Source organism: Kiritimatiellia bacterium (assembly GCA_018001225.1).
In the GTDB taxonomy this organism is placed as follows: Bacteria; Verrucomicrobiota; Kiritimatiellia; order CAIQIC01; family JAGNIJ01; genus JAGNIJ01.
Map to the genome: position 1 here is coordinate 24,253 of JAGNIJ010000034.1, position 25,438 is coordinate 49,690.

Genomic DNA, 25,438 nt, shown 5'->3' on the forward strand with positions numbered 1-25,438 from the left:
ATTTGATATTGTTTCGAATTTCGATATTCGGATTTCGAATTTTCTTCCTAGAGTCTTTCCAAGACATCCGTGTCGCTGACGTAGACCGGCTCGGTCTTCGGCACGCGGACCTGCGGGCGGCCGACCAGGCCCAGGGCGCGCTTGTAGTCCACCGGCATGACCTTGACGAACCGGCGCAGGCTGTTCTCCCAGTCGTCCAGCAGGCGCCGGGCGACCGTGCTGCCGGTGCGGTCCGCGTGCATCTCCACGAGCGCCTTGAGCTCCGCGCCGTCGGCCTCCTCCGCGACCGGCTCCAGTTCGACCATCTCCAGGTTGCACCGGTTCGCGGCGAAGTCGCCGGCCTCGTCCAGGACGTAGGCGATGCCGCCGCTCATGCCGGCGGCGAAGTTGCGGCCGGTCGGCCCGAGGATCGCCACGCGGCCGCCGGTCATGTACTCGCAGCCGTGGTCGCCCACGCCCTCGACGACAGCCCGGGCCCCGCTGTTCCGCACGCAGAACCGTTCGCCCGCGAGACCCCGGATGCACACCTCGCCGTCGGTGGCGCCGTAGAGGGCGACGTTGCCGATCAGGATGTTCTTCTCCGGCACGAAGGCGGCGTCGCGCGGGGGATAGATCGCCACGCGGGCACCGGACAGGCCCTTGCAGAAATAGTCGTTCGCGTCGCCCTCGACCGTGACGGTCAGGCCGCGCGCGCCGAACGCGCAGAAGCTCTGCCCGGCCGAGCCCGTGCAGCGGAGCGTGATGGTGTGGTCCGGCAGGCCCTCCTCGCCGTAGTAGCGGGAGATCTGGCTGCTCAACATCGTGCCGACGGTGCGGTTCACGTTGCGGATCGGCAGGTCGATCTCAACCGGCTCGGCTCGCTCGAGCGCCGGCGCGGCCCGTTCGATCAGTCGGTGGTCCAGGGCGTCCCCGATGCCGTGGTCCTGCGCCTGCGTGCGGCGCGTGCCGACGCGGGGCGGGATGTCCGGCTTGAAGAGAAGCGCGGAAAGGTCCATGCCGCGGGCCTTCCAGTGCTCCACGGCTCGGCGCGCCTCCAGCCGGTCCGCGCGGCCCACCATCTCGTCCACCGTGCGGAACCCGAGGCGGGCCATGATCTGGCGCAGCTCCTCGGCGATGAAACGGAAGAAATTCACCGCGTATTCGGGCTTGCCGGCGAACTTCTTCCGCAGGTCGGGATCCTGCGTCGCGATGCCGACGGGGCAGGTGTTCAGGTGGCAGACGCGCATCATCACGCAGCCCAGCGAGACCAGCGGCGCGGTGGAGAAGCCGAATTCCTCCGCGCCCAGCAGGCAGGCGATGGCGACGTCGCGGCCGGTCATCAGCTTGCCGTCGCACTCGACGACGATCCGGCTGCGCAGGTCGTTGAGGACCAGCGTCTGGTGCGTTTCCGCCAGGCCCAGTTCCCACGGCAGGCCGGAGTGCTTGAGCGCGGTCTCCGGCGAGGCCCCCGTGCCGCCGTCCCAGCCGCTGATCAGCACGACGTCGGCCTTGCCCTTCGCCACGCCGGCGGCCACCGTGCCGACCCCGACCTCGGACACGAGCTTCACGCTGATTCGCGCCTGCGGGTTGGCGTTCTTCAGGTCGTGGATCAGCTGCGCCAGGTCCTCGATCGAATAGATGTCGTGGTGCGGCGGCGGCGAGATGAGCTGCACGTACGGCGTCGAGTGCCGCGTCTTGGCGATCCAGGGATAGACTTTTTCGGCCGGGAGCTGGCCACCCTCGCCGGGCTTGGCGCCCTGGGCCATCTTGATCTGGAGCTCCTTCGCGCTCGAGAGGTAATAGCTTGTCACGCCGAACCGCCCGGAGGCGACCTGCTTGATCGCGCTGATCCGCCAGTCGCCCGCCGGCGTGGGCAGGAAGCGCTCCGGGTCTTCGCCGCCCTCGCCGCTGTTGCTCTTGCCGCCGATCCGGTTCATGGCGATCGCCAGCGTCTCGTGGGCCTCCTGGCTGATCGAGCCGTACGACATGGCGCCCGTCTTGAACCGGCGCGCGATGGCCGTCCACGGCTCGACCTCCTCCAGCGGCAGCGGCGGCCCGTCGGCCTTGAACTCCAGCAGGCCGCGCAGGGTGCACAGCTGCGTGTGCTGGTCGTTGATCATCTTCGCGTATTCCGCGTACACCCGGGCCTCGCCGGTTTTCGTGGCCTGCTGCAGCTTGGCGATGGTCAGCGGGTTGAACAGGTGATATTCGCCGCCGCGCCGCCATTGGTACTGGCCGCCCACGTCGAGCTCCAGCCGCGCCGGGACCTGTGCCGGCGGGAACGCCCGCTCGTGGCGCCGCCGCGCCTCCTCCGCCAGTTCGTCCAGCCCGATCCCGCCGACGCGCGACGGGGTGGCCGTGAAGTAACGGTCGATGACCTCGGGACCGAGCCCGACGGCCTCGAAGATCTGCGCGCCGCAGTAGCTCTGCAGGGTGGAGATGCCCATCTTGGACATCACCTTCAGCAGGCCCTTGTTCACCGCCTTGCGGTAGTTCGCGTAAGCCTTGTGCGTGTCCTTCACGTCCGCAAACAGCCCGTCGCGCACCATGTCCGCGAGGGTCTCGTAGGCCAGGTACGGGTTGATCCCGCCCGCCCCGTAGCCGATCAGCAGCGCGAAATGGTGCACCTCGCGGGGCTCGCCGCTCTCGACGATCAGCCCGCATCGCGTGCGCTGCCCCTTGCGGATGAGATGGTGGTGCACGCCGGCCGTCGCGAGCAGCGCCGGGATCGGCGCCCGGTCCTTCGTCGCCCCGCGGTCGGAAAGGACCAGTATCGTCGCGCCGGACTCGACGGCGCGGGACGCGTCCGCGCAGAGCGCGTCCATCGCCTTCCGCAGGCCGGCGCCGCCTTCCGCGACGGGGTAGAGCATGGACAGCGTCGCGGACCGCAGCCGGCCGACCCGGAGCTCTCGGATCTTGTTCAACTCTTCGTTCGTCAGGACCGGGTACTCGATCTTCAGCCGGTGCGCGTGCTCCGGCGTCTCCTCGAACAGGTTCTGCTCCGGCCCCACGTACAGCGCCAGGGAGGTGACCAGTTCCTCGCGGATGGCGTCCAGCGGCGGGTTGGTGACCTGCGCGAAAAGCTGCTTGAAGTAGTTGTAGAGGAGCTGCGGCCGGGACGACAGCACGGCCAGCGGCGTGTCCGTGCCCATGGAGCCGATGGCCTCCAGCCCCCGCGCGGCCATCGGGGAGAGGACGATCCGCAGTTCCTCCAGCGTGTAGCCGAACATCTGCTGATGCCGCCGCAGTTCCGGAAATTCGCCCGTGTCCGTCTGCATCGAGCGCGGCAGCGACTTGAGCGTCACCAGTTGCTCGTTGAGCCAGGCCCGGTACGGCCGGCGCCGGCTGACCTCGCCCTTGATCTCCTCGTCGTCCACGATCCGCCCGCGCTCGGTGTCCACCAGCAGCATGCGGCCCGGCTGGAGGCGCCCCTTGTACTCGACGTTCGAGGCCGGGATGTCGAGCACGCCGGTCTCCGACGCGAGGATCACGAAGCCGTCGCGGGTCACGGTGTAGCGCGAGGGGCGCAGGCCGTTGCGGTCCAGCACGGCGCCCATGCAGCGGCCGTCGGTGAACGGGATGGACGCCGGGCCGTCCCACGGCTCCATCAGGTTGGCGTGGTACTCGTAGAAGGCCTTCTTCCCGTCCGGCATCGTGCGGTGGTTCTGCCACGCCTCGGGGATCAGCATCATCACCGCGTGGGGCAGGGGGCGGCCGGTGTGGTAGAGCAGCTCCACGGCGTTGTCCAGGATCGCCGAGTCGCTCGCGCCCGGCGTGGCGATCGGGAACAGCTTGGCCATGTCGTCGCCGAACCGCTTCGACTCGAACAGGTACTGGCGGGTGTTCATCCAGTTGATGTTCCCGCGCAGCGTGTTGATCTCGCCGTTGTGGCACAGGAACCGGAACGGCTGGGCGAGATCCCACGTCGGGAAGGTGTTGGTGCTGTAACGCTGGTGCACCAGGGCCAGGCCGCTGGCCATCGAGGGATCGGTCAGGTCGGGGAAGAACGGCTCGATCTGGTCCGCCAGCAGCAGTCCCTTGTACACGAGGGTCCGGCAGGACAGGCTCGGGATGTAGAAGTACTTCTTCTCGCGCAGGTCGGACTCGCGGATCGCCCGCTCCATGACCTTGCGGATAACGAACAGCTTGCGCTCGAAATGGGCCTCGTCGTCGAGGCCCGGGCCGCGGCCGATAAACACCTGCGCGATGAACGGCTCGACCTTCCGCGCCAGGTCGCCGATCCCCTCGTTGTTCACCGGCACGGTCCGCCAGCCCAGCAGCACCTGGCCCTCGGCCCGGATCACGTCCTCGAAGAGCGTCACGCAGCGCTCGCGCTCGCGCTCGTCGCGCGGCAGGAAGACCAGCCCGGCGCCGTACTCCCGCTCGCCCGGCAGCTTCATTCCCGCCTCCGGCGCGCGGCCCGCGAAGAACGCGTGCGGGAACTGCATCAGGAGGCCCGCCCCGTCGCCGGTCTTCTCGTCGCAGCCGCAGGCCCCGCGGTGCGAGAGGTTGACGAGGATCTGCAGGGCCTTGTGGATCACGTCGTGCGACTTCTCGCCGCGCATGTGACAGACGAACCCGACGCCGCAGGCGTCGTGCTCATGGCCGGGATGGTAGAGGCCTTGGGCCGAAGGGGGGCGCAATAGCTCCGGCGCTCCGCCGCCGGAGAAATCTTCCGCCGCCGGAGCGGCGGAACTGCAACTGCTGTGATCGGTCTTCATCCTGCTGTCGCCTGCGCCTTTTCCAGCGCGGTTTTGGAGTGCTGTTCCGGGACGGGCGCGGGGTATGTCCCGGAGAAGCACCCCGTGCAGTAATCGCCCGGCTGGTCGAACGCGGCGAACAGGCCCTCCAGCCGGAGGAAGGCCAGGCTGTCCGCGCCGACGAACTGACGGATTTCCTCGATCGTGTGCTGCGCCGCCGCCAGGTCCTTGCGCGACGGGAAATCGATGCCGAAGTAGCAGGGATGCCGGATCGGCGGGCAGGCGATGCGCAGATGGATCTCCCTGGCCCCGGCCTTCCGCAGGGCGGCGATCCGCCGCCGCGAGGTGTTGCCGCGGACGATGGAATCGTCCACCACCACGAGGCGCCGGTCCCGGACCACGCCGGGGACCACGGCCAGCTTCAGGTCCACCTGGTCCGCCCGCTGTTCCATTTCCGGCATGATGAACGTCCGCCCGATGTAGTGGTTGCGGATGAAGCCGTAGTCCATGGGCAGGCCGCTCTCCTGCGAGTAGCCGAGCGCGGCCGAACTGCCGCTGTCGGGCACGGGCATCACGAGGTCCGCCTCGACGGGGTGTTCGCGGGCGAGCTGGCGGCCGAGTTCCAGGCGCGTCTCGTGGACGCTCTGCCCGAATACCAGGCTGTCCGGCCGCGCGAAGTACACGTGCTCGAAGATGCATTGCCCCAGCGGCCCGCTCACCGGTTCGCAGAACGTGCTGCTGCGGAACCCCTTCGCGTCCGCGCTCACGAGCTCGCCGGGCAGCACGTCGCGCTCGAACGTCGCGCCCACCTGCTCCAGGGCGCACGTCTCGCTGGCGAAGACATATCCGCCCCCGAGCCGGCCGATGGAAAGCGGGCGGAATCCGTAGCGGTCTCGCGCGGCCATCACCGAGTCGCGGGTCATCAGGAGGAACGAGAAGGCCCCCTGGAGTTCCGCCAGCGCCCGCTCCACGCGCCGCGGCCGGCCGCGGTACGCGGGGTCGGCCAGCAGGTGCATCAGGATCTCGCTGTCCGTGCTCGTCTGGAAGATCGCCCCGGCCTCCTGGTACGAACGGCGCATCGCCTGGGAATTGGTCAGGTTGCCGTTGTGCGCCAGCGCCCACAGGCCGTCCACGCATTCGAACACGATCGGCTGCACGTTCTGCGGGCGGGACGAGCCGGTGGTCGAGTAGCGCACGTGACCGATCCCCAGGTGGCCGCGCAGTTCCGCGGGCTGCCGTGTCGCGAAGACCTCCGAAAGCAGGCCCATGCCCTTGATCGAGCGGACCTTCTCGCCGTCGCTCGCGACGATCCCCGCGCCCTCCTGGCCCCGGTGCTGCAGCGCGAAGAGCCCGGCGTAGATCGCCTTCGCGGCGTCCGGCACGCCGAACGCGCCGAACACGCCGCACGCCTCGCGCGGCTCCGCCGGCCCGGGGCTGTCGCCCCGCTGCTGCAGGTTCCTGTCCATCTCATTCTCTTCAGCTAGAACCATTCCACTTTCCAGGCGGTCCGCGAAATCACGAGCAAAATATAAAAATTCAATTCGCGGACTTCATGAATCATACTTTTTTGTATGGCCATCGCGGATTCGTGCTACAAAAATGTAATTCGGTCCGATGGCTCTGTATAGCACCTTGCCGGCGGGTTCGTCAAACGGGGGCCGCCGGAAGCGGGGCGTTGACTCGCGGGGCGGGGCGGGGATAATGAAAACAGGTTTAACGGAGGAGGGTTCCATGAAGAAATTCGGGATGGTCGTGCTGGGGATCGTGGTGGTGATCGGCGTCCTGATCGCCCTGTTGCTGGTCGCGACGAGCGGCCTGCCGAAGGCGGCGGACGAGTTCTTCTCTCTCATCGAGCAGGGGAAGATCGGGGAGGCCTATCTCGCGACGGCCGCGGAGTTCCGCGCGGCGACGAGCGAGGGGGAATTCGCGGCGTTCCTCCGGGACAGCGCGCTCGGCGGCTACGCGAGCGCCTCCTGGTCGACCCGCAGCATCGAGAACAACCGGGGCCAGCTCAAGGGCACCGTCACGACCCGCGACGGGGGACAGATTCCCCTGGAGATGGACCTGGTGAAGGAGGGCGACGCGTGGAAGATCCTGGCCGTGCGCAAGGCCGCCGCGGGGCTCCTCCCGGGTGGCGCCTCGACCGTCGAGATCCCCCCGGACGCCGAACTCCAGCGCCTCACCTCGGAGGCCATCGCGAAACTGGCCGACGCGATTCAACGCAACGACTTCGGCGACTTCCATGGCTCCGTCTCCCGGCTCTGGCAGGGTCAGATCACCGCCGACGAATTGAAGAACATCTTCGCGTCGTTTGTGGAGCAGGGCATCGACCTGGCCCCGTTGAGCGGGCTCACCCCCGTTTTCAGCCAGAAACCGGCCGTGGACGAGGACGGCGTGCTGCTGCTCGAAGGCTACTACCCGGACGGGGAGAACCAGGTCTTCTTCCGCCTGAAGTACATCTACGAACACCCGCAGTGGAAACTACTGGGGATCAACGTCAAGTTGTGACCGCCCGCCTCGGCATACTGGGCGGGACGTTCAACCCGGTGCATCTCGGCCACCTGATGATGGCCCAGGACGCCCTGGAACGGTTCCGCCTGGACCGCGTCGTCTTCATGCCCTGCGCCCGCCCGCCGCACAAGGCCGCGCGGGACCTGGCGTCGGACACCGACCGGCTGGCGATGCTGCGCCTGGCCGTGCGGGGCGATCCCCGGTTCGCCGTGTCCGACCTGGAGATCCGGCGGGGCGGGATTTCCTACACGATCGAAACGATCCGGGCGCTTCAGCGCCGCCGCCCGGGCGTACGCTGGCATTTCATCATCGGGTCGGATTCGCTTTTCGAGCTGCACAGCTGGCGGGAGATCGGCGAGCTGCTGCGCCGCTGCGCGTTCCTCACGCTGGAGCGTCCCGGCTATTCCCCCGCGCGGATGACCGCGCGGCGCCTGCGCCTGCCGGAGCCCTGGCCGGAACGGCTGGCCCGGAACGTGTTCCGCGGCCACGTGATGGATATCTCCTCCACGGAGGTGCGCGCCCGCGCGGCGGCGGGCGCGAGCATTCGATTCCTTGTCACCCCGGCCGTGGCCGGGTATATTCGGCGCAGGAAACTGTACCGGTAGGGAGAACGAACGATCGAACCGCTCGAGCTAGCCAAAACGGCCCGCGAAGTCCTGTCCGCCCGGAAGGGCGAGGATCCCGTCCTGCTGGACATGCGCGGGCTTTCCGGGGTGACGGATTTCTACCTGGTGGTGACCGGCCTCAACCCGCCGCACCTGAAGGCCCTCGCGGATGAACTGGAAAGGACGCTGGCCCGGAGCGGCGTGCGCTGCTTCCGCCGCGCGGGCGCGCCGGAGAGCGGGTGGGTGGTCGCCGATTACCTCGACACGGTGATCCACCTGTTCTCGCCCGCGGCGCGGGACTATTACGCGCTGGAAAAGCTCTGGGGCGACGCCCCGCGGATCCGGTAACGGCTACCACTTCAGCGATTCGTCCGCGGTCAATTCCTGCAGGCGGCGCTCGATGATCTCCTCCCGGCTCGCCCGCCGGCTCTCCAGCATTCCCTGCAATCGGGTCATCTCGGCCTGTATCCGCTGGATGTGCTCCCTCCGGCGCTGTTCCCGGGCGTCGAAGAGCTCGCCCAGCCGCGCCTTCAGGTCGGCCCGGATCTGTTCGCGCTGCGCCGGGTCGCTCGCGGTCCGGAATTCCCGGGCCAGTTTCGCGATTTCGCCCTGGCCCGCCTGGACCGGCCCCTCGTCGTGCGGCGGAGGCGGGCCTTCCGGCCGGAGCGCCCGCCCGAGGGCGAGCAGGATGTCGGCGCGCTCCTCCTCCGGCAGGGATTCCAGAAAGGCTTGCAGCCGGGGATGGGCCTGCAGGGCCTTTTGGAGGCGCTCGCGGCCCAGTCGTCCGGCCAGCTCGCGGCGAAAGCCTTCCGGGTCGCGGTGCCGCATGTCCTGGTAGCGTCTGTACTCTTCCGGGTTTCGCCTTTCCAGCCGTTCCATCCACCGGTCCACGGGGCGGCCTTCAGCGGGTGGGGGCGGCGGGGCCAGCTCCCCGGGCGGCGGTTCTTCCATGGCCGGCGGCGGGAGTTCCTCGTCCGGCTCCTGGGCCCCGGCGCTCCCGGCGAGGGCGAGGAATCCGAGCATCAGGCCGAGGGCCATTCGCGGATAAAGGGCCTTCATATTTGTTCTCCTTCCAGCGCCAGTAATTGCTGTGCGATCGAATTGACATCCTCCGGCTCGGTTGCGGCGGTGTCGGTCCAATCCAGTTCCGTCTCTTCCAGCCAGGCATCCAGCGTGGCCAGCCGGTCGTCCAGGTTGGCGTCCCAGGCCAGCGCGGCGTCCGGCGCGACGCGGGCGATTTCCGCCGGCTTCCGGAACGGCTTCATGACCAGCACGAAGGCCAGGGCCAGGAACACGCTCAACGTCCCGTACGCCAGGGCCGGGTGCCACGGGAAGGCGGGCAGGCGGGCGCGACGGGGCTCGGCGTCCGTCACGCGCGCCGGCAGCGGCGCCGAGTACCCCTCGGCCCAGGGCACCCGGCGGACGGCGTTCGTCAGGCCGGCCAGCCCGCGGCGGAATGCGGCGCAGTCCACGCAATGCGCCAGGTGCGCCGCCAGGCGGCGCCGGCGCCACCCGGACAGCTCTCCGGACTGCTCCAGCAGAACGAAGTTTTTTGCGTTTTCACAATTCATGTTCATCCTCCCACCCATACCGCATAATCATTCCTTAAATCGTTCCTCAATTTAGCCAGCGCGTAGTGCATGCGCGCGAGCGCCGTGTTGATGGAGACCCTCTGGAGCCTCGCGATTTCCCGGAACGGCACCTCGCCCTCGATCCTCATCAGAAACACCTCCCGCTGCTCGGCGGGCAGTTGCCCTATGGCGCGGCGGAGACGCTCGCCGAGATCCCGCCCGGCGGTTTCGCCGGCCGGGGACAGCCCCGGGGCCGCCAGCCGGTCCGCGAGCGGCAGGGCGCCCAGTTCCCCGGCCGCGAGAGGTTGATTCAACGATTCCATGGGTTTTTTCGCGCGCGCGCGGTCGATCACCAGGTTGCGGGCGACCCGGAACAGCCAGCTCGAAAGCCGCCGCCCGTCCAGGCGGTCGAGGTGCCGCAGCGTTCGATGCCACGTCTCCTGGAAGATCTCCTCCGCGTCGTCGCGCCCCTCCGTCATGTTGAGAATGAACCCGTAGAGCGGGCGCCGGAAGTGCTCCACGAGCCGGTCCAGGGCCGCCCGGCGGCCTTGCCGGAACTCGTCGAGCCACGCCGCCGCCTGCTCGTTCTGAATGTCATATTCCGACGCCATGCGTCTTCTTATACCATAATACGGCCCCGAACCTAATTTAGTGTATAAAAAGCCAATTTAGTTTGACAATATAGGTTCAGCGGGGTTTAGTACGAACCTAACATCCTGGTTCGGATGATTAAGGAGAAAAGGGAAATGGCACGAGTGGCATTGAAGCAGTTGAGCGTCGCCCAGTTGCAGAAGGAGCTGGCTCGCCGGCAGAAGGCGCTGCCCCGCCTGCAGAAGAAACAGAAGCAGTTGAAGGCCGCCCTGGCCGAAATTGAACAGGCCATGGCGGACCTGGGCATTGCGGCCCCGGCCCCGCGCAAAGCGGTCCGGAAAATCAAGGCCCGCCGCGGCCGTCCGGCCAAGCGGGGCCGCCCGGCCAAGCGGGGGCGTCCGGCGAAGCGCGGCCGCCCGGCCGGCAAGGCGCGCCGGGTCAAGAACGCCCAGTCGCTGGGCGACGTCCTGGTCAGGGTGCTGACCGGCGTGAAGTCCATGAAGGTCGTGGAAGCCGCCGAGGCGGTCATCAAGACCGGTTATCAGTCCAAGGCGAAGAACTTCAAGCTGATCGTCAACCAGACGTTGGCCAAGGACAAGCGGTTTCGCAACGTGCGGCGCGGCCGCTACGGGCTGTCCAAGGCCGGCAAGCCCGCCGCGGTGAAACCGGCGGCCCCGAAGGCCCCGGCGAAGAAGGCGCGCGCGAAGAAGGCCCCGGCGAAGAAAGCGGCCGCCCCGAAGGCGCCGAAAGCCGCCGAGGCGTCCGCGGCCGGCTGACCCGGCCCGTTCAGCGCGAGTTCGCATCGGCCCCGCCGCCCGGCGTCGGGGCCGTTTTTTCTTCCTCCAGCAGCGCCGAGGCCGGGACGTGGAACTGCCGTTTCACGAGGCGCGGCAGGTAGACGAGCAGCGCGAAGCCGGTGGCGCCCACGGAGAGGTAGAGGAGCGTGCGCGCGATGTCGCCCCGCCCGGAGATGAGCGAGCCGCCGACGAACACGTAGGTGGCGATCGCCGGGATCATCGTGATCCAGGAGACCAGCGTGTAGGTCCAGAACCCGATGCCCGTGAGCCCGTAGGCATAGTTCTGAACGTTGAACGGGAAGATCGGGACCATCCGTGTGATCATGACCATGTGCCAGCCTTCGCGGCGCACGCCCCGGTCGATGCGGTGGAACAGCCGGCTGGCGCGGATGCGCCGCTCGACCAGCGGGCGCAGGGTGTGGCGCGCGGCGAGGAACGACAGTGCCGCGCCGACCGTCAGCCCGATCGAGGCGTACAGCGTGCCCCGGATCACGCCGAAGAAGGCCGCCGGCAGGATGAACGGGATGCTCGGCGCGAAGAAGAGGGAGGCCAGGACGCAGAGCCCGATGTAGGCGGCGGGGCCCCAGAGCCCGAGCCCGCGGATGTACCGGCGGAAGGCCAGCACGCTTTCCCGGCTGAACTCCGGGCACAGCCCGGACCGGCGCAGCCACCACGCGCCGACCGCGACGAGCAGCGCGAGCACGGCCAGCGCGGCGAGTTTTTTCCTGCGATGATTCATGACATGGCGCGCGGCGGATACTAGCGGCGCGTTTCGGAAGTTTCAAGCGGCCGACGCGGCCTTGAACTCCGAGACCAGCGCCTGGAGCGTGGCCTTCGCGTCCCCGAAAACCATGCGGGTGTTGGGATAGAAGAACAGGGGATTTTCCACGCCGGCGAACCCGGCGGCGAGCGAACGCTTGAGCACGAAGACCGTGCGGGCCTGGTCCACGTTGATGATGGGCATGCCGTAGATCGGGCTCTTCGTGTCTTCGCGGGCGGCGGGATTGACCACGTCGTTGGCGCCGATGACCATGGCGACGTCCACGGCGGGCATCAGGGGATTGACGTCCTGGGGCTCGGCCAGTTGTTCGTAGGGGACGTTGGCCTCGGCAAGCAGGACGTTCATGTGGCCGGGCATGCGGCCGGCCACGGGGTGGATCGCAAACTTCACCTCGCAGCCGTTCTCCGCCAGCTTGTCGGCCAGCTCGCGCGCCGCGTGCTGGGCCTGGGCGACGGCCATGCCGTAGCCGGGCACGATGACCACCGAGCGCGCGGCCTCGAGGATCAGGTAGGCGTCCTCCGGCGGGATCGGCCGGGCCTCGCCCTTGACCTGCGAGGCCTGCGCGGCGCCGGCAGCGCCGAACCCGCTGAAGAGCACGTTGGTCAAGGAACGGTTCATGGCCTTGCACATGATCGCCGTCAGGATGATCCCGCTGGCGCCGACCAGCGCGCCGGAGACGATCAGCACGTTGTTGGAAATCACGAAGCCCGCGGCGGCGGCCGCCATGCCGGAGTAGCTGTTGAGCAGCGAGATCACGACGGGCATGTCCGCGCCGCCGATCGGGATCACGGAGAGGACGCCCAGGGCGAGGGAGAGCAGCAGGACCCCGAGGAAGGCCGCGTAGGCGGCGGCCGAGGCGGGGACCCAGACGTAGGCCGCGCCGAGCGCCAGCGTCGCCGCCAGCAGCAGCAGGTTGACCCACTGCTGGCCCTTGAACAGGACCGGCCGCCCGCTGATGAACTTCTCCGCCAGCTTTAGGTAGGCGACGAGGCTGCCGGAAAACGTCACGCCGCCGATGAGGACGGTCAGCCACGTGGCTGTTGCCGTGAACCGCGACACGTCCCGGTTGAGATGGTACGCGGCCCAGCCGACCAGCAGGCTGGCCAGCCCGCCGAAGCCGTTGAAGAGGGCGACCATCTGCGGCATGTCCGTCATGGGCACGGTGTACGAGGCGACCGCCCCGATCAGGGCGCCGATCCCGGCCCCGACGATGATCCACGTGTATGAAAGCCCCTGCTGCAGCAGCGTGACCACGACGGCCAGCAGCATTCCGAGGGCGGACAGGAGGTTGCCGCGCCGCGCCGTCCGCGCCGAACTCAACATCTTGAGGCCGATGATGAAAAGGATCGAGGCGGCGATGTAGCCGTAGGTGCTGAACGCTTCCCGGTTCACTTCCCGCTCCCGTCCTTCTTCTTGAACATGGCCAGCATCCGGTCGGTGACCAGGTAGCCGCCCACGACGTTGACCATGGCCGCGGCGACCGCGACCACCCCCAGGATCGTGGTCAGCACGCCGCCCTCCAGCGCGCCCGCGACCATCAGCGCGCCGACGATGGTGATGCCGGAGATCGCGTTCGAGCCGGACATCAGGGGCGTGTGCAGCTGGGACGGAACCCGGGAGATCAGCTCGACGCCCAGGAACACCGCCAGCACGAAAACGAAGAAGAGAAGGCCCATCGCATCCATGAATTGCCTCACTGCATCCGCTGTTTCACCATTTCGTTGACGACTTCCCCGCCATGGGTGACCAGGCAGCCCCGGAGGATCTCGTCCTCGCGCAAAGGCGCGAAGGCCTTGGCGCCGGCGTCCCAGCCGTGCTCTATAAGGTGCCCGAAGTTACTGGCGATCATCTGGCTCGCGTGCGCCGGCACGCGGGCGGGGAGGTTGGCGTGGCCCAGGATCAACACTTCGCCCGCATCCACCTCCTCGTCCAGCCGGGAGCCCTCGACGTTGCCGCCGCTCTCGACCGCCATGTCCACGATCACGCTGCCCGGCTTCATGCCGCGCACCATGTCGGCCGTGATGATCAGCGGCGCCTTCCGCCCGAAGACCTGGGCCGTGGTGACGACCACGTCGGCCTGGGCGCAATGCTTCGCCATGGCCTCGCGTTGCTTCCGCATCTGCTCCTCCGTGAGCGCCCGGGCATAGCCGTCCTTGGTCTGCCCCGTTTCGCCGAGGTCCACCTTGACGAAGCGGGCGCCGAGGGACTTCACCTGCTCCTCGACCACGGGCCGCGTGTCGAAGGCCTCGACCCGCGCGCCGAGGCGGCGCGCGGTGGCGATGGCCTGCAGGCCGGCGACACCGGCGCCGATCACGAAAACCATCGAGGGGGCCAGGGTCCCCGCCGGTGTCATCATCATGGGGAAGATCCGGGGCAGCCGCTCGGCGGCCATGAGCACGGCCACGTAGCCGGCGAGGCTGGACTGGGAACTCAAGGCGTCCATCTTCTGCGCCAGCGTCGTGCGCGGGATCAGTTCCAGGCTCAACGCCGTGATGCCGGCGGAATTGAGCGCGCGCACCAGGTCGGGTTCGCGAAAGGGATCGAGGAAGCTGATGTGGACCGCGCCCCGCTTCAGGCGGGGGATTTCATCGAGCGGCGGCTTGTGGATTCGCAGGACCAGGTCGGCCTCGGCCAGGCCCTGCTCGCGGGGCAGGGGGCGGCCGCCGGCGTTCCGGTAGGCTTCGTCGATGATATGGCAGCCCGTGCCCAGGCCCGGCTCGAACGTCACGTCCGCGCCCAGCCGGACGAGTTTCGTCACCACGTCGGGCACGAGCGCGGCCCGCCGCTCGCCTTTTCTCGTTTCTATGGGTACGAATATCCGCATGGCCGGTCCTGAATGAAATCACCCGTAATGTAATAGCCGGGCGCTCCGAGTCAAATCGGCGCGGGTTAGAGAGGATCGAACGCGTCCTTGGCCGCGTAGCAGATCGGGCATTTCCAGTTCTCGGGCAGTTGCTCGAAGGGCACGCCGGCCGGCAGTCCGTGGGCGGCGTCCCCCGTGGCCGGGTCGTAAACGTACCCGCAGCAGGTGCAGACCCATCGCCCTTCGCTTCCCGTGTTCATCGTTTCCCGCCTTTCGCCTGAATCATTAGCGTGCGTGACTCTTCTGTACGATCCGGTGAAATGTGACACGGGCGCCTCGCCCGCGCTTTTTCACGGCCGGGACGGCCGTGCCACACTTCAGATCCAAGCCTTCGTTAAAGATTCAGGCCTTTCACAGGACTGATTCATAAAGGAGCGTAACCCGTTCCAACCATGGAAGAACAAGGCCCGCGCACAGCAGGGCATGCGTCGGCCTCGAGGGCGAGGCCGCGCTACGCGGACGCCGCGGATGCGACACGCGGCGTAGCCCGCGACCGCCCCCGGTCGCGGGGCCGGTTGGCTCCGCGGATTCCGGACCTCCGCGTTTCGCGAGGGGAGTCCCCTCGAGAAAAATCGCATTCCCTTCACGGATCGAGGGTTCACCGTTCTCATGAATCAGTCCTGGGCCTTTCATGAAACATGCCGCTTTTACTGGCTCTTTGTCCGCGGCCCTGACACCATAAGTGAAACAGCGCCTGGCGGACAAGGTTCAACTTTTCGGGGAGGGAGCCGGCCATGATCAGCCGAATCTGCGACCGTTGCGGGCAGCCCTTGGAGCCGAAGGCTCTTCGGTATATCGCCCGCATACAAGTCTACGCCGCCTACGATCCCCTCGAGATCACGTTTGAGGACCTGACCCGCGATTATACGTCGGAAATGCGGCGGATCATGGAAGAATGCAGGGATCTCACGGAAGAAGAACTTATGCGGGACGTTTATGTGGACTTCACCTTCGATCTCTGCCCGGCCTGCCAGAAAAAATACATACAGAACCCGCTCCAGATTGCCGGCCCGGCCGCTTGAAGAGGCATTTCATCCATGTGAAAGTTATGGTTTGTTTTAATAGTAAAGCGGTTTATCTTATATTATTATATTGACAATTTATTAACGATTCTGCTTGCAAGCCGTTTTTGATGGGTTAAACTGCGCGACCATTTTTTCCGATTCTGTTTCGCGTTTTTCAAGGGTTTCGACGGGCGGCCTCCTGAAAAGAAGGGCTGCCAAAAGCAACGGATGAACTACAGAAAGTCCATAAACGGGTACGCTCGCCACGCGCCGGTTGTCCGGGCGGTTCTGGCGGTGCTGGGCGCCGTGACGCTCCTGGCCCAGTTGGCCCTGGCCGGCTGGCGGAGCGCGCGGTCCTCCGATACAGAGCTCGCTGATCATCAGATCCGGGCGTGGAGCCAGCAAAAAACGGAGGTCACGCCGGCATGGGCTCCGGAAGATTGCCTGGTGGAAGCGGTGATCCAGGTGGAATCCGGGGGCAATCCCCGGAAAGTCGGCAAGGCCGGCGAGCGTGGCCTCATGCAGATCAAGAAGGGAACTTGGCGCGAGGTGACGAGGCGCCTGTACGGCAAGCCCCTTCCGTTCGACCGGGCCTTCGAGCCGGAACTCAACCAGATCGTCGGCCGGGCTTACCTGGAGTACCTTGGCGGTTTTCTGCGGCAGAACCAGGCCCGCTGGCAAGCCGACGAATTGTCCCTTCTGCTGGCCTGCTACAATGCCGGGCCCACGCGCGTGGAGAAGGGCGGCTTCAACCCGGCTCGCTGGCCGGCCTTCACGCGGGATTATGTCCAGCGCGTCACGGCCCTCCGCGAGCACTACCTGGCCGAAGGGCCGCCGGCCGCGCGGATATTGATCGCCCGCGTGCCTCCCGCGGTTCCCTCCCGCTCTTGATTCTTCAAGGGTTCGTCAAGGATTCTCCACCGTCCAGGCCGTAGCCCCTTGACCGTGGGCGGGTTACGTCTTTCCCTCCCGGCCTTGCTTTTTTTGCAGAATTCGAAGGGGGCCGGCGTAGTAGAGGGTGAGGGCCAAGGTGAAACCGCTGCATAGGGGGAACCCATGAAGAAGCGCTTCGGGATGCTGGCGTGGATGCTGGCCGGAGTTGCCGGCTGGGCCCGCGCCCAAGCACCGTTCCCCTTTTTCGACGGCTTCGAATCCGGCGCGCTGTCCGGCTACTGGTCCGCCAGTTCCACCGGCAACGGGCGAATTCGCGTGACCTCCGTGGGGCCGCCATACGAAGGGGCGTACAATGCCGTGCTGGACAGCACCAGCGGCTACGCGCTCAACGAACTGGTGCTGGCGGTGGATCTTGCCGGCCAGACCAACGTGTTCCTCGACTGCTGGGCCCGGAACTACTACGACGATAGCCATCCGATGCCCGACCAGTTCGCGGGCTCCACCAATGCCGACGGGATCGCCTTGAGCACGGACGGCGTGACGTGGCACCGGCTGGCGGCCCTGTCCTACTCGTCGTCGCAGGCGTTCACCAACGTGCTGGTGGACCTGGTGGCGTTTGCGAACAGCCGGGGCCTGACCTTGGACGGCCACGTGCGAATCAAGTTCCAGCAGTACGATAACTTCGCCTTCCTGTCGGATGACGGCTGGGCCTTCGACAACATTCGGCTTTACGACGCCGCGCGGGCGGCCGACTTGGCCCTGGGCCTGTCGGCTTCGCCCGACCCGGTCGCCGCGGGCCATTCCCTGGTCTATGCCCTCGTGGTGTCAAATTCCTCCTCCATGACGGCGGAGGAGGTGGTGCTCACCAACACGCTGCCGGCCGGCGCCGCACCGGTGTCCGTCACGGCCAGCCAGGGCGCGTGGGTCACGAACGGCTCCGTGATCGTGGCCGAACTGGGCGCCATCGCGGGCGGCGGGGCGGCCACCCTGGACATCGTTGTGCAGTATGCGGCCGAAGGCTTCGTCACCAACCGGGCCTCGGTTACCACGACAACGACGGAAGCCGGCGCCGGCCGCAACGAGGCCGCCGTCACCACGCGCGTGGACCGGGTGGGCGGCGACCTGTTCTTTCGCCCGGCGGTGTACAACCGCGACGAGGCCCGGGGATCGGTCACCCTGACCGTGCAGCGGACGAACGGCGTGGTGGGCGAGATCACGGTCGACTACGAAACGGTGGACGGGACGGCGGTCGCCGGGATCGACTACACGGCCCGGAGCGGCACGCTGACCCTGACCAACGGGCAGACGAACATCCAGTGGACGGTTTCGATCCAAGACGACGGCGAGTCCGAGCCCGACGAGTCTTTCTCCGTACGTCTTGGCCATCCCGCCGGCGGCGCCGTCCTGGCCGCGCCGAGCAACGCCACCGTGACGATCCGCGACGACGACGGCGCGGCCGCGATGCCGTTCGAGGAGGATTTCGAATCGGGCGCCCTCTCGAATTACTGGGCGACGTACACCACCGGTCTGCTCGGCCCCCAGATCACCGTCAGCAACAGCCCGTACGGCGGGCTCTCGCACCTCAACATGAACGGCGATTACGCCTCCTACTCGCTCAACGAGTTGATCCTGTCTGTCGATCTCGCGGGCCGCGAGGGCGTGTACCTCCGGTTCTGGCACAAGCGCTTCCAGTACGAGACCGACAGCGCCATGAGCGATTCGTTCCAGGGCCACACCTACGCGGACGGCGTGGCCATCAGCGTGGACGGGACGAACTGGTACAAGGTCCAGGACCTGACGTTCGCCGAGACCGGGACCAACGAGTACCGGCAGTTCGACGTGGCGCTGGACCCGGTCCTCGCCGCGCGGGGGCTGGGCTTCACCGACCGCGTGCGGATCAAGTTCCAGGCCAACGGGTATTACTATCCGCCGTATTACGGGCGCTTCTTCGACGACATATCGCTTTACACGAGCGCCGGCGATCTGCGGTTCAGCGCGGAAGACTGGCCGGTCGCCGAGGGCGCGGGCGCGGTCACGGTCACGGTGGAGCGCGTGAACGGGGACTCCGGCGAGGTGAGCGTGGACTACGCGACCGCCGACAGCACGGCCGCCGAGGGCGATGACTACGCGGCCGCGTCGGGCACGCTGGTCTTCTCCAACGGGGTCCGCGCGCAATCGTTTGCCGTGCCCATTTTCGAGGACGTCGACGACGAACCGTCGGAAGCCTTCACGGTTCAACTGTTCGACCCGCTGGGCGGCGCCGGCCTGGCCAGCCCGACGCAGGCGGTCGTGACCATCGAGGACGACGACGGGCCCGGGGAACTGTCCTTCAGCGCGGCCCAGTACGCCGAGCAGGAAGACACCGGCCTGGCCGCGATCGCCGTGAACCGCCGGTTCGGTTTCGACGGGGAGGTGTCCGTGTCGTGGCGCACCCAGGCGGGCACGGCGACGCCGGGCGCGGATTACGTGGAGACCACCGGCACGTTGACGTTCGCGGAAGGATCAGCCCAGGAAATTTTCGAGGTGCCGCTGCTGGACGACGCGGACATCGAGGGGCCCGAAACCGTCCAGGTCTTCCTCTACGACCCGGAGGACGGCGCGGCCCTCGCGGCGCCGACCAACGCCTGGCTGACGATCCAGGACGACGAGGCGCCGCGCGCCGCCTTCCCGTTCTACGAGGGCTTCGAGTCCGGCGCGTGGTCGAACTACTGGACCGTCCAGTCCTCCGGCGCCGGCCGGATCGCCCTGACGAACCGGACCGCGGGCTTCGAGGGCGACCGGAGCCTCACCATGGACTCCGCCTCGGGCGAGGCGCTCAACGAGGCGACGCTGACGGTGGACCTGTCCGGCCAGACCAGCGTGATCCTCCGCTGCTGGACGCGCGATTTTTCCGACGCCGCGCACGCCATGCCCGCGACGTTCACCGGGGCCACCAACGCCGACGGGATCGCCGTCAGCGCCGACGGCCTGACCTGGCACCGCCTGGTGGACCTCGCCGCGGTCGGCGCGCACGCGGTGTACACCAACCTGGTCGTGGACCTTGCGGGCCTGGCCTCCACGCAGGGAGTTCCCCTGACCGCGACCTTCCAGGTCCGGTTCCAGCAGTACGACGACGGGGCCTACCCGTCGCGCGGCCGGTCCTTCGACCACGTCAGCCTGGCCCCGGCGCCGGCGGCGACCTCCACCGTCATCCGCGCCCAGGATTTCGAGGGCGGGACCGGGGACACGTGGGCCTTCCGGATGGCGCCCGGGACGGGCCGGATGGCCGTGCGCCCGGAGCGGAAGAACACCGGAGCGAGGTCGCTGCTCCTCGCCGGCTCCAACCGCCAGAACGCCGATCCGTACCTCGAGTTCGATAACGTTTCCATCGCCGGGTACAACCACGTCCGGCTCTCGGTCGCGTTCAGCGCGTCCGGCGTGGACACCTCGGATGACCTGTACCTGGACCTCTCGTACAACAACGGCGCGAGCTGGAGCGGCGCGGGCTCGGTCAAGTTGGTGGACGGTTACAGCAACGCGGAGATTCCCTTCGGCGGGACGAGCCCCAGCAACCCCACGACCGTCAGCAACAACCCCTGGACCGTGGAAATCCCGGCCGGACAGACCCAGGTCAAGGCCCGCCTGCGCTTCGACGAGCGGTCCGGCGACTACAACAACACCAACGATTATTACTTCGTGGACGCCGTGACGCTGTATTACCTGCCCACCAACCAGCCCCCCGCGCTGGCGCCGATCGGCGACCGCACCGCCCTGGTCAGCAACCGCCTCGAGTTCGCCGTGACGGCCACGGACATCGACGGCGACGCCGTCACGCTCACCGCCAGCAACCTGCCGTCCGGCGCCGTTTTCGATCCCGTCACCGGGGTCTCGCCCGTCACCAACCGGTTTGAATTCACGCCGGACGTGGGCCAGGCGGACGCGGTGTACGAGATCACGTTCCACGCCGCGGACGCCGACGGCTCGATCTCGGAGACCGTCACGGTCCGCGTGCTGGACAAGGTGGTCACGTTCTCCACGAACCGCCTGTTCGTCGACGAGGAATCGGGTGGCGTCACGATCGGCGTGGCGTTGTCCCGCCCCGCGGACGTGACCGTGCCGCTGGCGATCACCGGCCCGGCGGAACTCGGGGTGGACTTCAACCTGTCGAGCACGGCGCTGACTTTCACGGCGGACGGCCCGGCGGAGCAGACCTTCACGGTGACGCCCCTGGATGACGCCCTGCCGGAAGGGCCGGAAGGCATCGGGCTGGCCCTTGCGAGCACGCCGGACGCCACGGCCGGCGACGACGGCTGCGACGTGTTCCTCCGCGACGACGACAGCGTCACGATCGCCACGGCCAACCTGACCAGCGGCGGGACGGCCGTGTACCAGGGGCCCGGCGAGCGCATCCTGGAGGCGCTGATGGCGGACGTGGTGGCGATCCAGGAATTCAACGTGACCAACGCCGGCGGGCCCCGGGCGTTCGTGGACGCGCATTTCGGAACGAACTTCTCGTACTACGTCCAGCCTTCGGGCGCCCTGCCGAACGGGGTGATCAGCCGGTGGCCGATCCTGGACGCCGGCGTGTGGGAAGATCCCCAGGTCAGCGACCGCGAGTTCGTCTGGGCCACCGTGGACGTGCCCGGCGGCCGGCCCCTGCACGTGATCTGTGTGCACCTGCACTACTCCGGCGGCGTGTCGTCGCGGCAGCTCGAGGCCGCCATGCTGACCAACTACATCGCCCAGGCGGGATTCCATCCTTCGGATTACGTCGTGGTCGGCGGCGACCTGAACACGCAGAACCGGTCCGAGGCGGCCTGGACAATCCTGAAGACGGTCGTCAGCGACGATCGCCGGCCGGCGGATCAAAACGGCGAGACGGACACCAACCAGCCGCGCGACAAGCCCTACGATGTGGTGCTGCCCAACCCGTTCCTCGACGCCCGGCACCAGCCCGTGTCGTTCGGCGGCCTGACCTTCCCGGAGGGCGTCGTGTTCGACACCCGCCTCTGGGCGGAGGACGCGATCCCCGCGCCGGCGCTGACGTCGGATTCGGCCGCGTTGAGCATGCAGCACATGGGCGTCATGAAGCTCTTCGCCCTCGACCGGTTCGTGACTCTCCTGACGACCGCGGGCGCCGGCGGCTCGGTGGACCCGGCCGATCCCGAGGTCGGGGTGGGCTCCAACCAGGTCTTCACCATCACGGCGGATCCGTACTGCCACATCAGTTGGATCGCGACCAACGGGGCCGCCTGGACCCCGGCGGGCCAGCCGTCGGAACTGGTCTGGACGTGGACCAACCTCCAGGAGAACGGCCGGCTGGAAGTCGGCTTCGCCGAGAGCCGGGCCACCAACGACGTGCCGTACCGCTGGCTGGCCGGCTACCAGCTGACCAACGAAACCTGGGACGCCGAGGCGATGAAGGACGGGGACGACGACGGGATGGCGGCCTGGGAGGAGTTCCTGGCCGACACCGATCCGACCGATCCGGATTCGTTCTTCGCAGTGATCCAGTTGGCGGGCGAGGCCGACCGCTCAATCACATTCGTGTCATCCACCGCGCGCGTGTATGCCGTATACTGCACGGCGGATATTTCAGAGGGCGGAGAGTGGGACGTGCTGGTGCAGGCCCAACCCGGCGCGGGCCGGCTGACGACAGTGAGCGATACGAACCCTGCGCCGGCCCGCGTCTACCGGGTCGGTGTATCCGTCCCCTGAAGTCGGTCAGGCGCTTAGCTTCTTTTCGAACTCCCGCCGCTTGGAGCCGGTCAGCGGGTTTTCCTCGCCCTTGAGCATCCGGCGCAGGGCGTCGAGTTCGTCGGCCGAGAAGCGGCGGCCTTTCAGGCGATGGCGTTCGAAGGCGTCGTAGGCCAGCGGCGCGACCGCGCGCGCGATCTGCGCGATCGCCGCCGCGTACTGCCGGATTTCCCATTGCGCGTGGGCGTCCAGCCTCAACTCGATAAACCGGAACAGGTTGTGCAGGTCCATCTGCCAGTACCACTGCGTGTAGAGCGACAGCGGAAGGTTGATCCGCGCCAACTCGCGGGCGATGCCGTCTTTCAGCATTTCCTCGTAGGCGGCATAGGTCGCGCCCTGGTCGCGCCGCAGGATGTCGAGCACCTTCTTCCGCAGTTCCGCGGGCACCTCTTCCTCGGCCCGGCCCTGCTTGTTGTCGGCGCTCTGCTTCTGGACTTGCTCTTCGCCGGGCAGGTAGAACTCGTCGGCCATGACGCTGTAGCGGCCCGAGATCTCGTTCAGGCGCGCCGTGCGGTGGCGGATCCACTGGCGCGCGACGAAGATCGGCATCTTGCAGTGCAATTCCAGCACGACATGCTCGAAGGGCGAGGTGTGCTCGTGGCGCAGCAGGTAGTCGATCAGCCCCGCGTCTTCGCGGACGGTCTTCGTCCCCGCCCCGTACGACACGCGCGCCGTCTGGACGATCCGCGCGTCGCTGCCCATGTAGTCCACCAGCCGGACGAACCCCTTGTCCAGGACCTTGATCTCCTGGTCCAGCAGTTTCTCGGCCTCGGGGCTGGTTACGTGCGCCATTTCATTCTCTCTTATTAGGCTTCAGTTGTCAGGGTTCGGGGTTCAGGCCAGAGCACCAGATCCTGATCTGAGACACCATACTTGAAAAGCGCATGTAACATGTTTGTTTTCAACGCCCAACGTCCAACGTCCAGATTCCAAGGTCCGGAGCGGCTTCCATCGGACGTTGGAAGTTGGATGTTGGTTGTTGGACGTTGAGGTCTCATGGCTGTTTCCATCCGGCCCCTGGGTCCAGCGGCCCAACTGAACCCTGAACCCTGAACCCTTCCTCACTTCTCCACCGCCTGCCTCAACACGTACGGCAGGATGCCGCCCTGCCGGTAATATTCGACCTCGATCGCGGAGTCGATCCGGCACTTGACCTCGAAAGTCTTCGCCCCGGCCGTGACCTGCAGAAGTTTCCCGGGCTCCAGCGCGTCCGCGATGCCCGCGATGGCGATCTCCTCGCGCCCCGTGAGCCCCAGTTTCTCCGCGTTCTGCCCGCCCGTGAACTCCAGCGGCAGCACGCCCATCTCGACCAGGTTGCTGCGGTGGATGCGCTCGAAGCTCTCCGCGATCACCGCGCGCACGCCAAGCATCCGCGTACCCTTGGCCGCCCAGTCGCGCGACGAGCCCGCGCCGTACAGTTTCCCGGCGAGGACGACCAGCGGGACGCCGTCCCGCGCGTATTGCGTCGCCGCGTCGTAGATCGGGACGGCTTCGCCCCCGGGCAGTTTGAGCGTCCAGCCGCCCTCGCGATCCACCATGCGGTTGCGGATCCGGATGTTGGCGAACGTGCCGCGGACCATGACCTCGTGGTTGCCGCGCCGCGCGCCGTACGAGTTGAACGCCGCCGGCGGAATGCCATGTTCCTGGAGATACCGGCCCGCGGGGCTGTCCGCCGGGATCGAGCCCGCGGGCGAGATGTGGTCCGTCGTGATGAAATCGCCGAACAGGGCCAGCACGCGCGCCCCGCGGATATCGCCGGGAGGTTCCGGTTTCGCCGGGATGTCCGCGATGAACGACGGCTCGCGGATGTACGTGGAGCCCGCCGCCCATCCGAAAACCGGCGACGCGTCCGCCGCGAGCTTGTTCCAGGCAGGGCTGGACTCGGCGATGTTTTCGTACAGCGTCCGGTACAGTTCGGGGTCCGCCGCCTTCCCGAGCAGCGCCTCGACCTCGCCGGGCGCGGGCCAGAGCTCCTTCAGGAAGACCGGCTGACCCTTCGCGTCCCGGCCGAGCGGCTCGGTCGTCAGGTCGCGGCCGACCGTCCCGGCCAGCGCGTAGGCCACGACCAGGGGCGGGGAGCACAGGTAGTTGGCCTTGGTCAGCGGGTGCACGCGGCCCTCGAAATTCCGGTTGCCGCTCAACACGGCCGCCGCCACGAGGCCGCCGTCCTTGACCGCCTTCGCGACGCGCGGATCGAGCGGCCCGCTGTTGCCGATGCAGGTCGCGCAGCCGTACGCCGCGACGTGAAACCCGAGCTGCTCGAAGGCGGGGAGGAGGCCGGCCTTCTTCAAATAGGCCGTCACCACGCGCGAGCCGGGCGCCAGCGTGGTCTTGACGTGCGCCGGCACGGCGAGCCCCCGCTCGACCGCCTTGCGCGCCAGCAGGCCCGCGGTGAGCATGACGGACGGGTTGGAGGTGTTCGTGCAGCTCGTGATCGACGCGACCACGACGGCCCCGTGCCCGATCTCGCCATCGCCTTCAACGGCGATCCGCTTTCCCGTGTCGGCCGGCGGAACCCCGAAGCCCTGTTCCTTGACCGGCGCCGCGAGCGCCTTCCGGAACCCGGCGGCGACGTCCTTGAGCGCGAGGCGGTCGTGCGGGCGCTTCGGCCCCGCGACGCCGGCCTCGACGGCGCCGAGGTCCAACTCGATGACGCGGCTGAATTGCGGCTCGGGGTCTCCGGGCTCGCGGAACAGGCCCTGGAGCCGGCAGTACTGCTCGACCAGCGCCACGCGGGACTCGTCCCGCCCGGTCTCGCGCAGGTAGCGGAGCGTCTCGGCGTCCACGGGGAAGAACCCCATCGTCGCGCCGTACTCCGGCGCCATGTTGGCCACCGTCGCGCGGTCGGCGAGGGTCAGCGTGTCCAGGCCGGGCCCGCAGTATTCCACGAACTGCTCGACGACGCCGTGCTGGCGCAGCAACTGGGTCACGGTCAGCGCCAGCTCGGTGGCCGTGACGCCCGGCGCCAGCCGGCCGGTGAGCCGCACGCCGGTGACGACGGGGGTGAGCACGGGGATCGGCTGGCCGAGCATCGCGGCCTCGGCCTCGATCCCGCCGACGCCCCAGCCGAGGACGCCCGCGCCGTTGATCATCGTCGTGTGCGAGTCCGTGCCGACGAGCGTATCGGGGTAGGCGACGAGCCGGCCCTCCGCGTCGACCTCCGTCGCGACCACGGAAGCCAGGTATTCCAGGTTGACCTGGTGGCAGATGCCCAGTCCCGGCGGCACGACGCGGAGCTTACGGAAGGCCTGCTGGCCCCAGCGCAGAAATTCGTACCGCTCGGCGTTGCGTTCGAACTCGATGCGCATGTTGGCGTCGAGGGCGCCGGGCGAGGCGGTCTCGTCCACCTGGACCGAGTGATCGATCACCAGGTCCACGGGGATCTGCGGCTCGATGGCGCGCGGGT

General features: G+C 67.7%; 19 protein-coding genes. 7 read left to right on the forward strand and 12 right to left on the reverse strand.

All coding sequences use genetic code 11. The annotated features are described in order from the left end of the window. Positions 1–47: 47 nt before the first annotated feature. Together gltB and KA248_11395 are read right to left on the reverse strand one after the other, a co-directional pair. On the reverse strand, positions 48–4,700 hold the full coding sequence (gene gltB / locus KA248_11390) for a glutamate synthase large subunit (GenBank protein MBP7830511.1): 4,653 nt from the start codon (positions 4,698–4,700) through the stop codon (positions 48–50). After that, entirely contained in the window at positions 4,697–6,145 is a 1,449-nt protein-coding gene (locus tag KA248_11395; protein MBP7830512.1) for an amidophosphoribosyltransferase, read from the reverse strand. Before KA248_11395 ends, gltB begins: the two co-directional genes overlap by 4 nt. A gap of 265 nt (positions 6,146–6,410) precedes the next feature. Here KA248_11395 and KA248_11400 point away from each other — a divergent pair, with 265 nt between their 5' ends. From KA248_11400 to rsfS, 3 genes are read left to right on the forward strand one after another with little or no spacing between them, the layout of a single operon-like run. Continuing rightward, entirely contained in the window at positions 6,411–7,187 is a 777-nt protein-coding gene (locus KA248_11400; protein ID MBP7830513.1) for a hypothetical protein, read from the forward strand. Next, the gene (nadD, locus tag KA248_11405) at positions 7,184–7,795 is read left to right on the forward strand and encodes a nicotinate-nucleotide adenylyltransferase (GenBank protein MBP7830514.1); all 612 of its coding nucleotides are present in this window, start codon (positions 7,184–7,186) and stop codon (positions 7,793–7,795) included. The genes KA248_11400 and nadD overlap by 4 nt, the downstream gene beginning before the upstream one ends. Before the next feature lie 12 nt (positions 7,796–7,807). Continuing rightward, positions 7,808–8,143 carry a ribosome silencing factor gene (rsfS, locus tag KA248_11410; protein ID MBP7830515.1) on the forward strand — a complete coding sequence of 112 codons (336 nt, stop codon included), beginning with the start codon at positions 7,808–7,810 and terminating at the stop codon, positions 8,141–8,143. Between the two features lie 3 nt (positions 8,144–8,146). Here the strand turns inward: rsfS and KA248_11415 are convergent, their stop codons facing one another. Genes KA248_11415 through KA248_11425 form a run of 3 tightly spaced genes read right to left on the reverse strand, consistent with a single transcriptional unit; the run spans position 8,147 to position 9,977 of the window. Beyond that, positions 8,147–8,854, reverse strand: a complete 708-nt coding sequence (locus KA248_11415; protein MBP7830516.1) for a hypothetical protein — start codon at positions 8,852–8,854, stop codon at positions 8,147–8,149. Further along, positions 8,851–9,366, reverse strand: coding sequence for a zf-HC2 domain-containing protein (locus KA248_11420; protein ID MBP7830517.1), 516 nt, complete (start codon positions 9,364–9,366; stop codon positions 8,851–8,853). Before KA248_11420 ends, KA248_11415 begins: the two co-directional genes overlap by 4 nt. 2 nt (positions 9,367–9,368) lie before the next feature. Further along, positions 9,369–9,977 carry a sigma-70 family RNA polymerase sigma factor gene (locus tag KA248_11425; GenBank protein MBP7830518.1) on the reverse strand — a complete coding sequence of 203 codons (609 nt, stop codon included), beginning with the start codon at positions 9,975–9,977 and terminating at the stop codon, positions 9,369–9,371. Positions 9,978–10,112: 135 nt separating this feature from the next. Here KA248_11425 and KA248_11430 point away from each other — a divergent pair, with 135 nt between their 5' ends. Next, positions 10,113–10,733, forward strand: a complete 621-nt coding sequence (locus KA248_11430; protein MBP7830519.1) for a hypothetical protein — start codon at positions 10,113–10,115, stop codon at positions 10,731–10,733. 10 nt (positions 10,734–10,743) lie between these two features. Here the strand turns inward: KA248_11430 and KA248_11435 are convergent, their stop codons facing one another. The 5 genes from KA248_11435 to KA248_11455 all read right to left on the reverse strand — a co-directional run bounded on the left by KA248_11435 (position 10,744) and on the right by KA248_11455 (position 14,598). Beyond that, entirely contained in the window at positions 10,744–11,493 is a 750-nt protein-coding gene (locus KA248_11435; GenBank protein MBP7830520.1) for a TVP38/TMEM64 family protein, read from the reverse strand. A gap of 42 nt (positions 11,494–11,535) precedes the next feature. Then, positions 11,536–12,858 (reverse strand): NAD(P)(+) transhydrogenase (Re/Si-specific) subunit beta, encoded by a 1,323-nt coding sequence (locus tag KA248_11440; protein ID MBP7830521.1) that lies wholly within the window; start codon positions 12,856–12,858, stop codon positions 11,536–11,538. A gap of 65 nt (positions 12,859–12,923) precedes the next feature. Further along, positions 12,924–13,220: an NAD(P) transhydrogenase subunit alpha gene (locus tag KA248_11445; GenBank protein ID MBP7830522.1), complete on the reverse strand. Its 297-nt coding sequence runs from the start codon at positions 13,218–13,220 to the stop codon at positions 12,924–12,926. Between the two features lie 8 nt (positions 13,221–13,228). Then, entirely contained in the window at positions 13,229–14,359 is a 1,131-nt protein-coding gene (locus tag KA248_11450) for an NAD(P) transhydrogenase subunit alpha (GenBank protein ID MBP7830523.1), read from the reverse strand. Between the two features lie 65 nt (positions 14,360–14,424). After that, positions 14,425–14,598 carry a rubredoxin gene (locus KA248_11455; GenBank protein ID MBP7830524.1) on the reverse strand — a complete coding sequence of 58 codons (174 nt, stop codon included), beginning with the start codon at positions 14,596–14,598 and terminating at the stop codon, positions 14,425–14,427. 534 nt (positions 14,599–15,132) lie between these two features. On the opposite strand from KA248_11455, the gene KA248_11460 reads away from it, so the two are divergent. The 3 genes from KA248_11460 to KA248_11470 all read left to right on the forward strand — a co-directional run bounded on the left by KA248_11460 (position 15,133) and on the right by KA248_11470 (position 21,993). Beyond that, positions 15,133–15,420, forward strand: coding sequence for a hypothetical protein (locus KA248_11460; GenBank protein ID MBP7830525.1), 288 nt, complete (start codon positions 15,133–15,135; stop codon positions 15,418–15,420). A 210-nt stretch (positions 15,421–15,630) separates the two neighbouring features. Then, positions 15,631–16,293 carry a lytic transglycosylase domain-containing protein gene (locus KA248_11465; protein MBP7830526.1) on the forward strand — a complete coding sequence of 221 codons (663 nt, stop codon included), beginning with the start codon at positions 15,631–15,633 and terminating at the stop codon, positions 16,291–16,293. A gap of 165 nt (positions 16,294–16,458) precedes the next feature. Further along, positions 16,459–21,993, forward strand: coding sequence for a DUF11 domain-containing protein (locus KA248_11470; protein MBP7830527.1), 5,535 nt, complete (start codon positions 16,459–16,461; stop codon positions 21,991–21,993). A 6-nt stretch (positions 21,994–21,999) separates the two neighbouring features. Here the strand turns inward: KA248_11470 and KA248_11475 are convergent, their stop codons facing one another. Together KA248_11475 and acnA are read right to left on the reverse strand one after the other, a co-directional pair. Further along, positions 22,000–22,824, reverse strand: coding sequence for an FAD-dependent thymidylate synthase (locus tag KA248_11475; protein ID MBP7830528.1), 825 nt, complete (start codon positions 22,822–22,824; stop codon positions 22,000–22,002). A gap of 269 nt (positions 22,825–23,093) precedes the next feature. Beyond that, a partial coding sequence (acnA, locus tag KA248_11480) for an aconitate hydratase AcnA (GenBank protein ID MBP7830529.1) occupies positions 23,094–25,438 on the reverse strand: 2,345 nt, incomplete at its 5' end.

What these genes read in the sequence shown, in the direction of transcription:
- KA248_11445 (MBP7830522.1), bottom strand. Translation starts at nt 13,220, where the DNA reads ATGGATGCGATGGGCCTTCTCTTCTTCGTTTTCGTGCTGGCGGTGTTC.
- KA248_11440 (MBP7830521.1), bottom strand. Translation starts at nt 12,858, where the DNA reads ATGTTGAGTTCGGCGCGGACGGCGCGGCGCGGCAACCTCCTGTCCGCC.
- KA248_11465 (MBP7830526.1), top strand. Translation starts at nt 15,631, where the DNA reads ATGAACTACAGAAAGTCCATAAACGGGTACGCTCGCCACGCGCCGGTT.
- KA248_11425 (MBP7830518.1), bottom strand. Translation starts at nt 9,977, where the DNA reads ATGGCGTCGGAATATGACATTCAGAACGAGCAGGCGGCGGCGTGGCTC.
- KA248_11415 (MBP7830516.1), bottom strand. Translation starts at nt 8,854, where the DNA reads ATGAAGGCCCTTTATCCGCGAATGGCCCTCGGCCTGATGCTCGGATTC.
- KA248_11395 (MBP7830512.1), bottom strand. Translation starts at nt 6,145, where the DNA reads ATGGACAGGAACCTGCAGCAGCGGGGCGACAGCCCCGGGCCGGCGGAG.
- KA248_11435 (MBP7830520.1), bottom strand. Translation starts at nt 11,493, where the DNA reads ATGAATCATCGCAGGAAAAAACTCGCCGCGCTGGCCGTGCTCGCGCTG.
- KA248_11420 (MBP7830517.1), bottom strand. Translation starts at nt 9,366, where the DNA reads ATGAATTGTGAAAACGCAAAAAACTTCGTTCTGCTGGAGCAGTCCGGA.
- KA248_11430 (MBP7830519.1), top strand. Translation starts at nt 10,113, where the DNA reads ATGGCACGAGTGGCATTGAAGCAGTTGAGCGTCGCCCAGTTGCAGAAG.
- KA248_11470 (MBP7830527.1), top strand. Translation starts at nt 16,459, where the DNA reads ATGAAGAAGCGCTTCGGGATGCTGGCGTGGATGCTGGCCGGAGTTGCC.
- gltB (MBP7830511.1), bottom strand. Translation starts at nt 4,700, where the DNA reads ATGAAGACCGATCACAGCAGTTGCAGTTCCGCCGCTCCGGCGGCGGAA.
- KA248_11450 (MBP7830523.1), bottom strand. Translation starts at nt 14,359, where the DNA reads ATGCGGATATTCGTACCCATAGAAACGAGAAAAGGCGAGCGGCGGGCC.
- KA248_11475 (MBP7830528.1), bottom strand. Translation starts at nt 22,824, where the DNA reads ATGGCGCACGTAACCAGCCCCGAGGCCGAGAAACTGCTGGACCAGGAG.
- KA248_11455 (MBP7830524.1), bottom strand. Translation starts at nt 14,598, where the DNA reads ATGAACACGGGAAGCGAAGGGCGATGGGTCTGCACCTGCTGCGGGTAC.
- KA248_11460 (MBP7830525.1), top strand. Translation starts at nt 15,133, where the DNA reads ATGATCAGCCGAATCTGCGACCGTTGCGGGCAGCCCTTGGAGCCGAAG.
- KA248_11400 (MBP7830513.1), top strand. Translation starts at nt 6,411, where the DNA reads ATGAAGAAATTCGGGATGGTCGTGCTGGGGATCGTGGTGGTGATCGGC.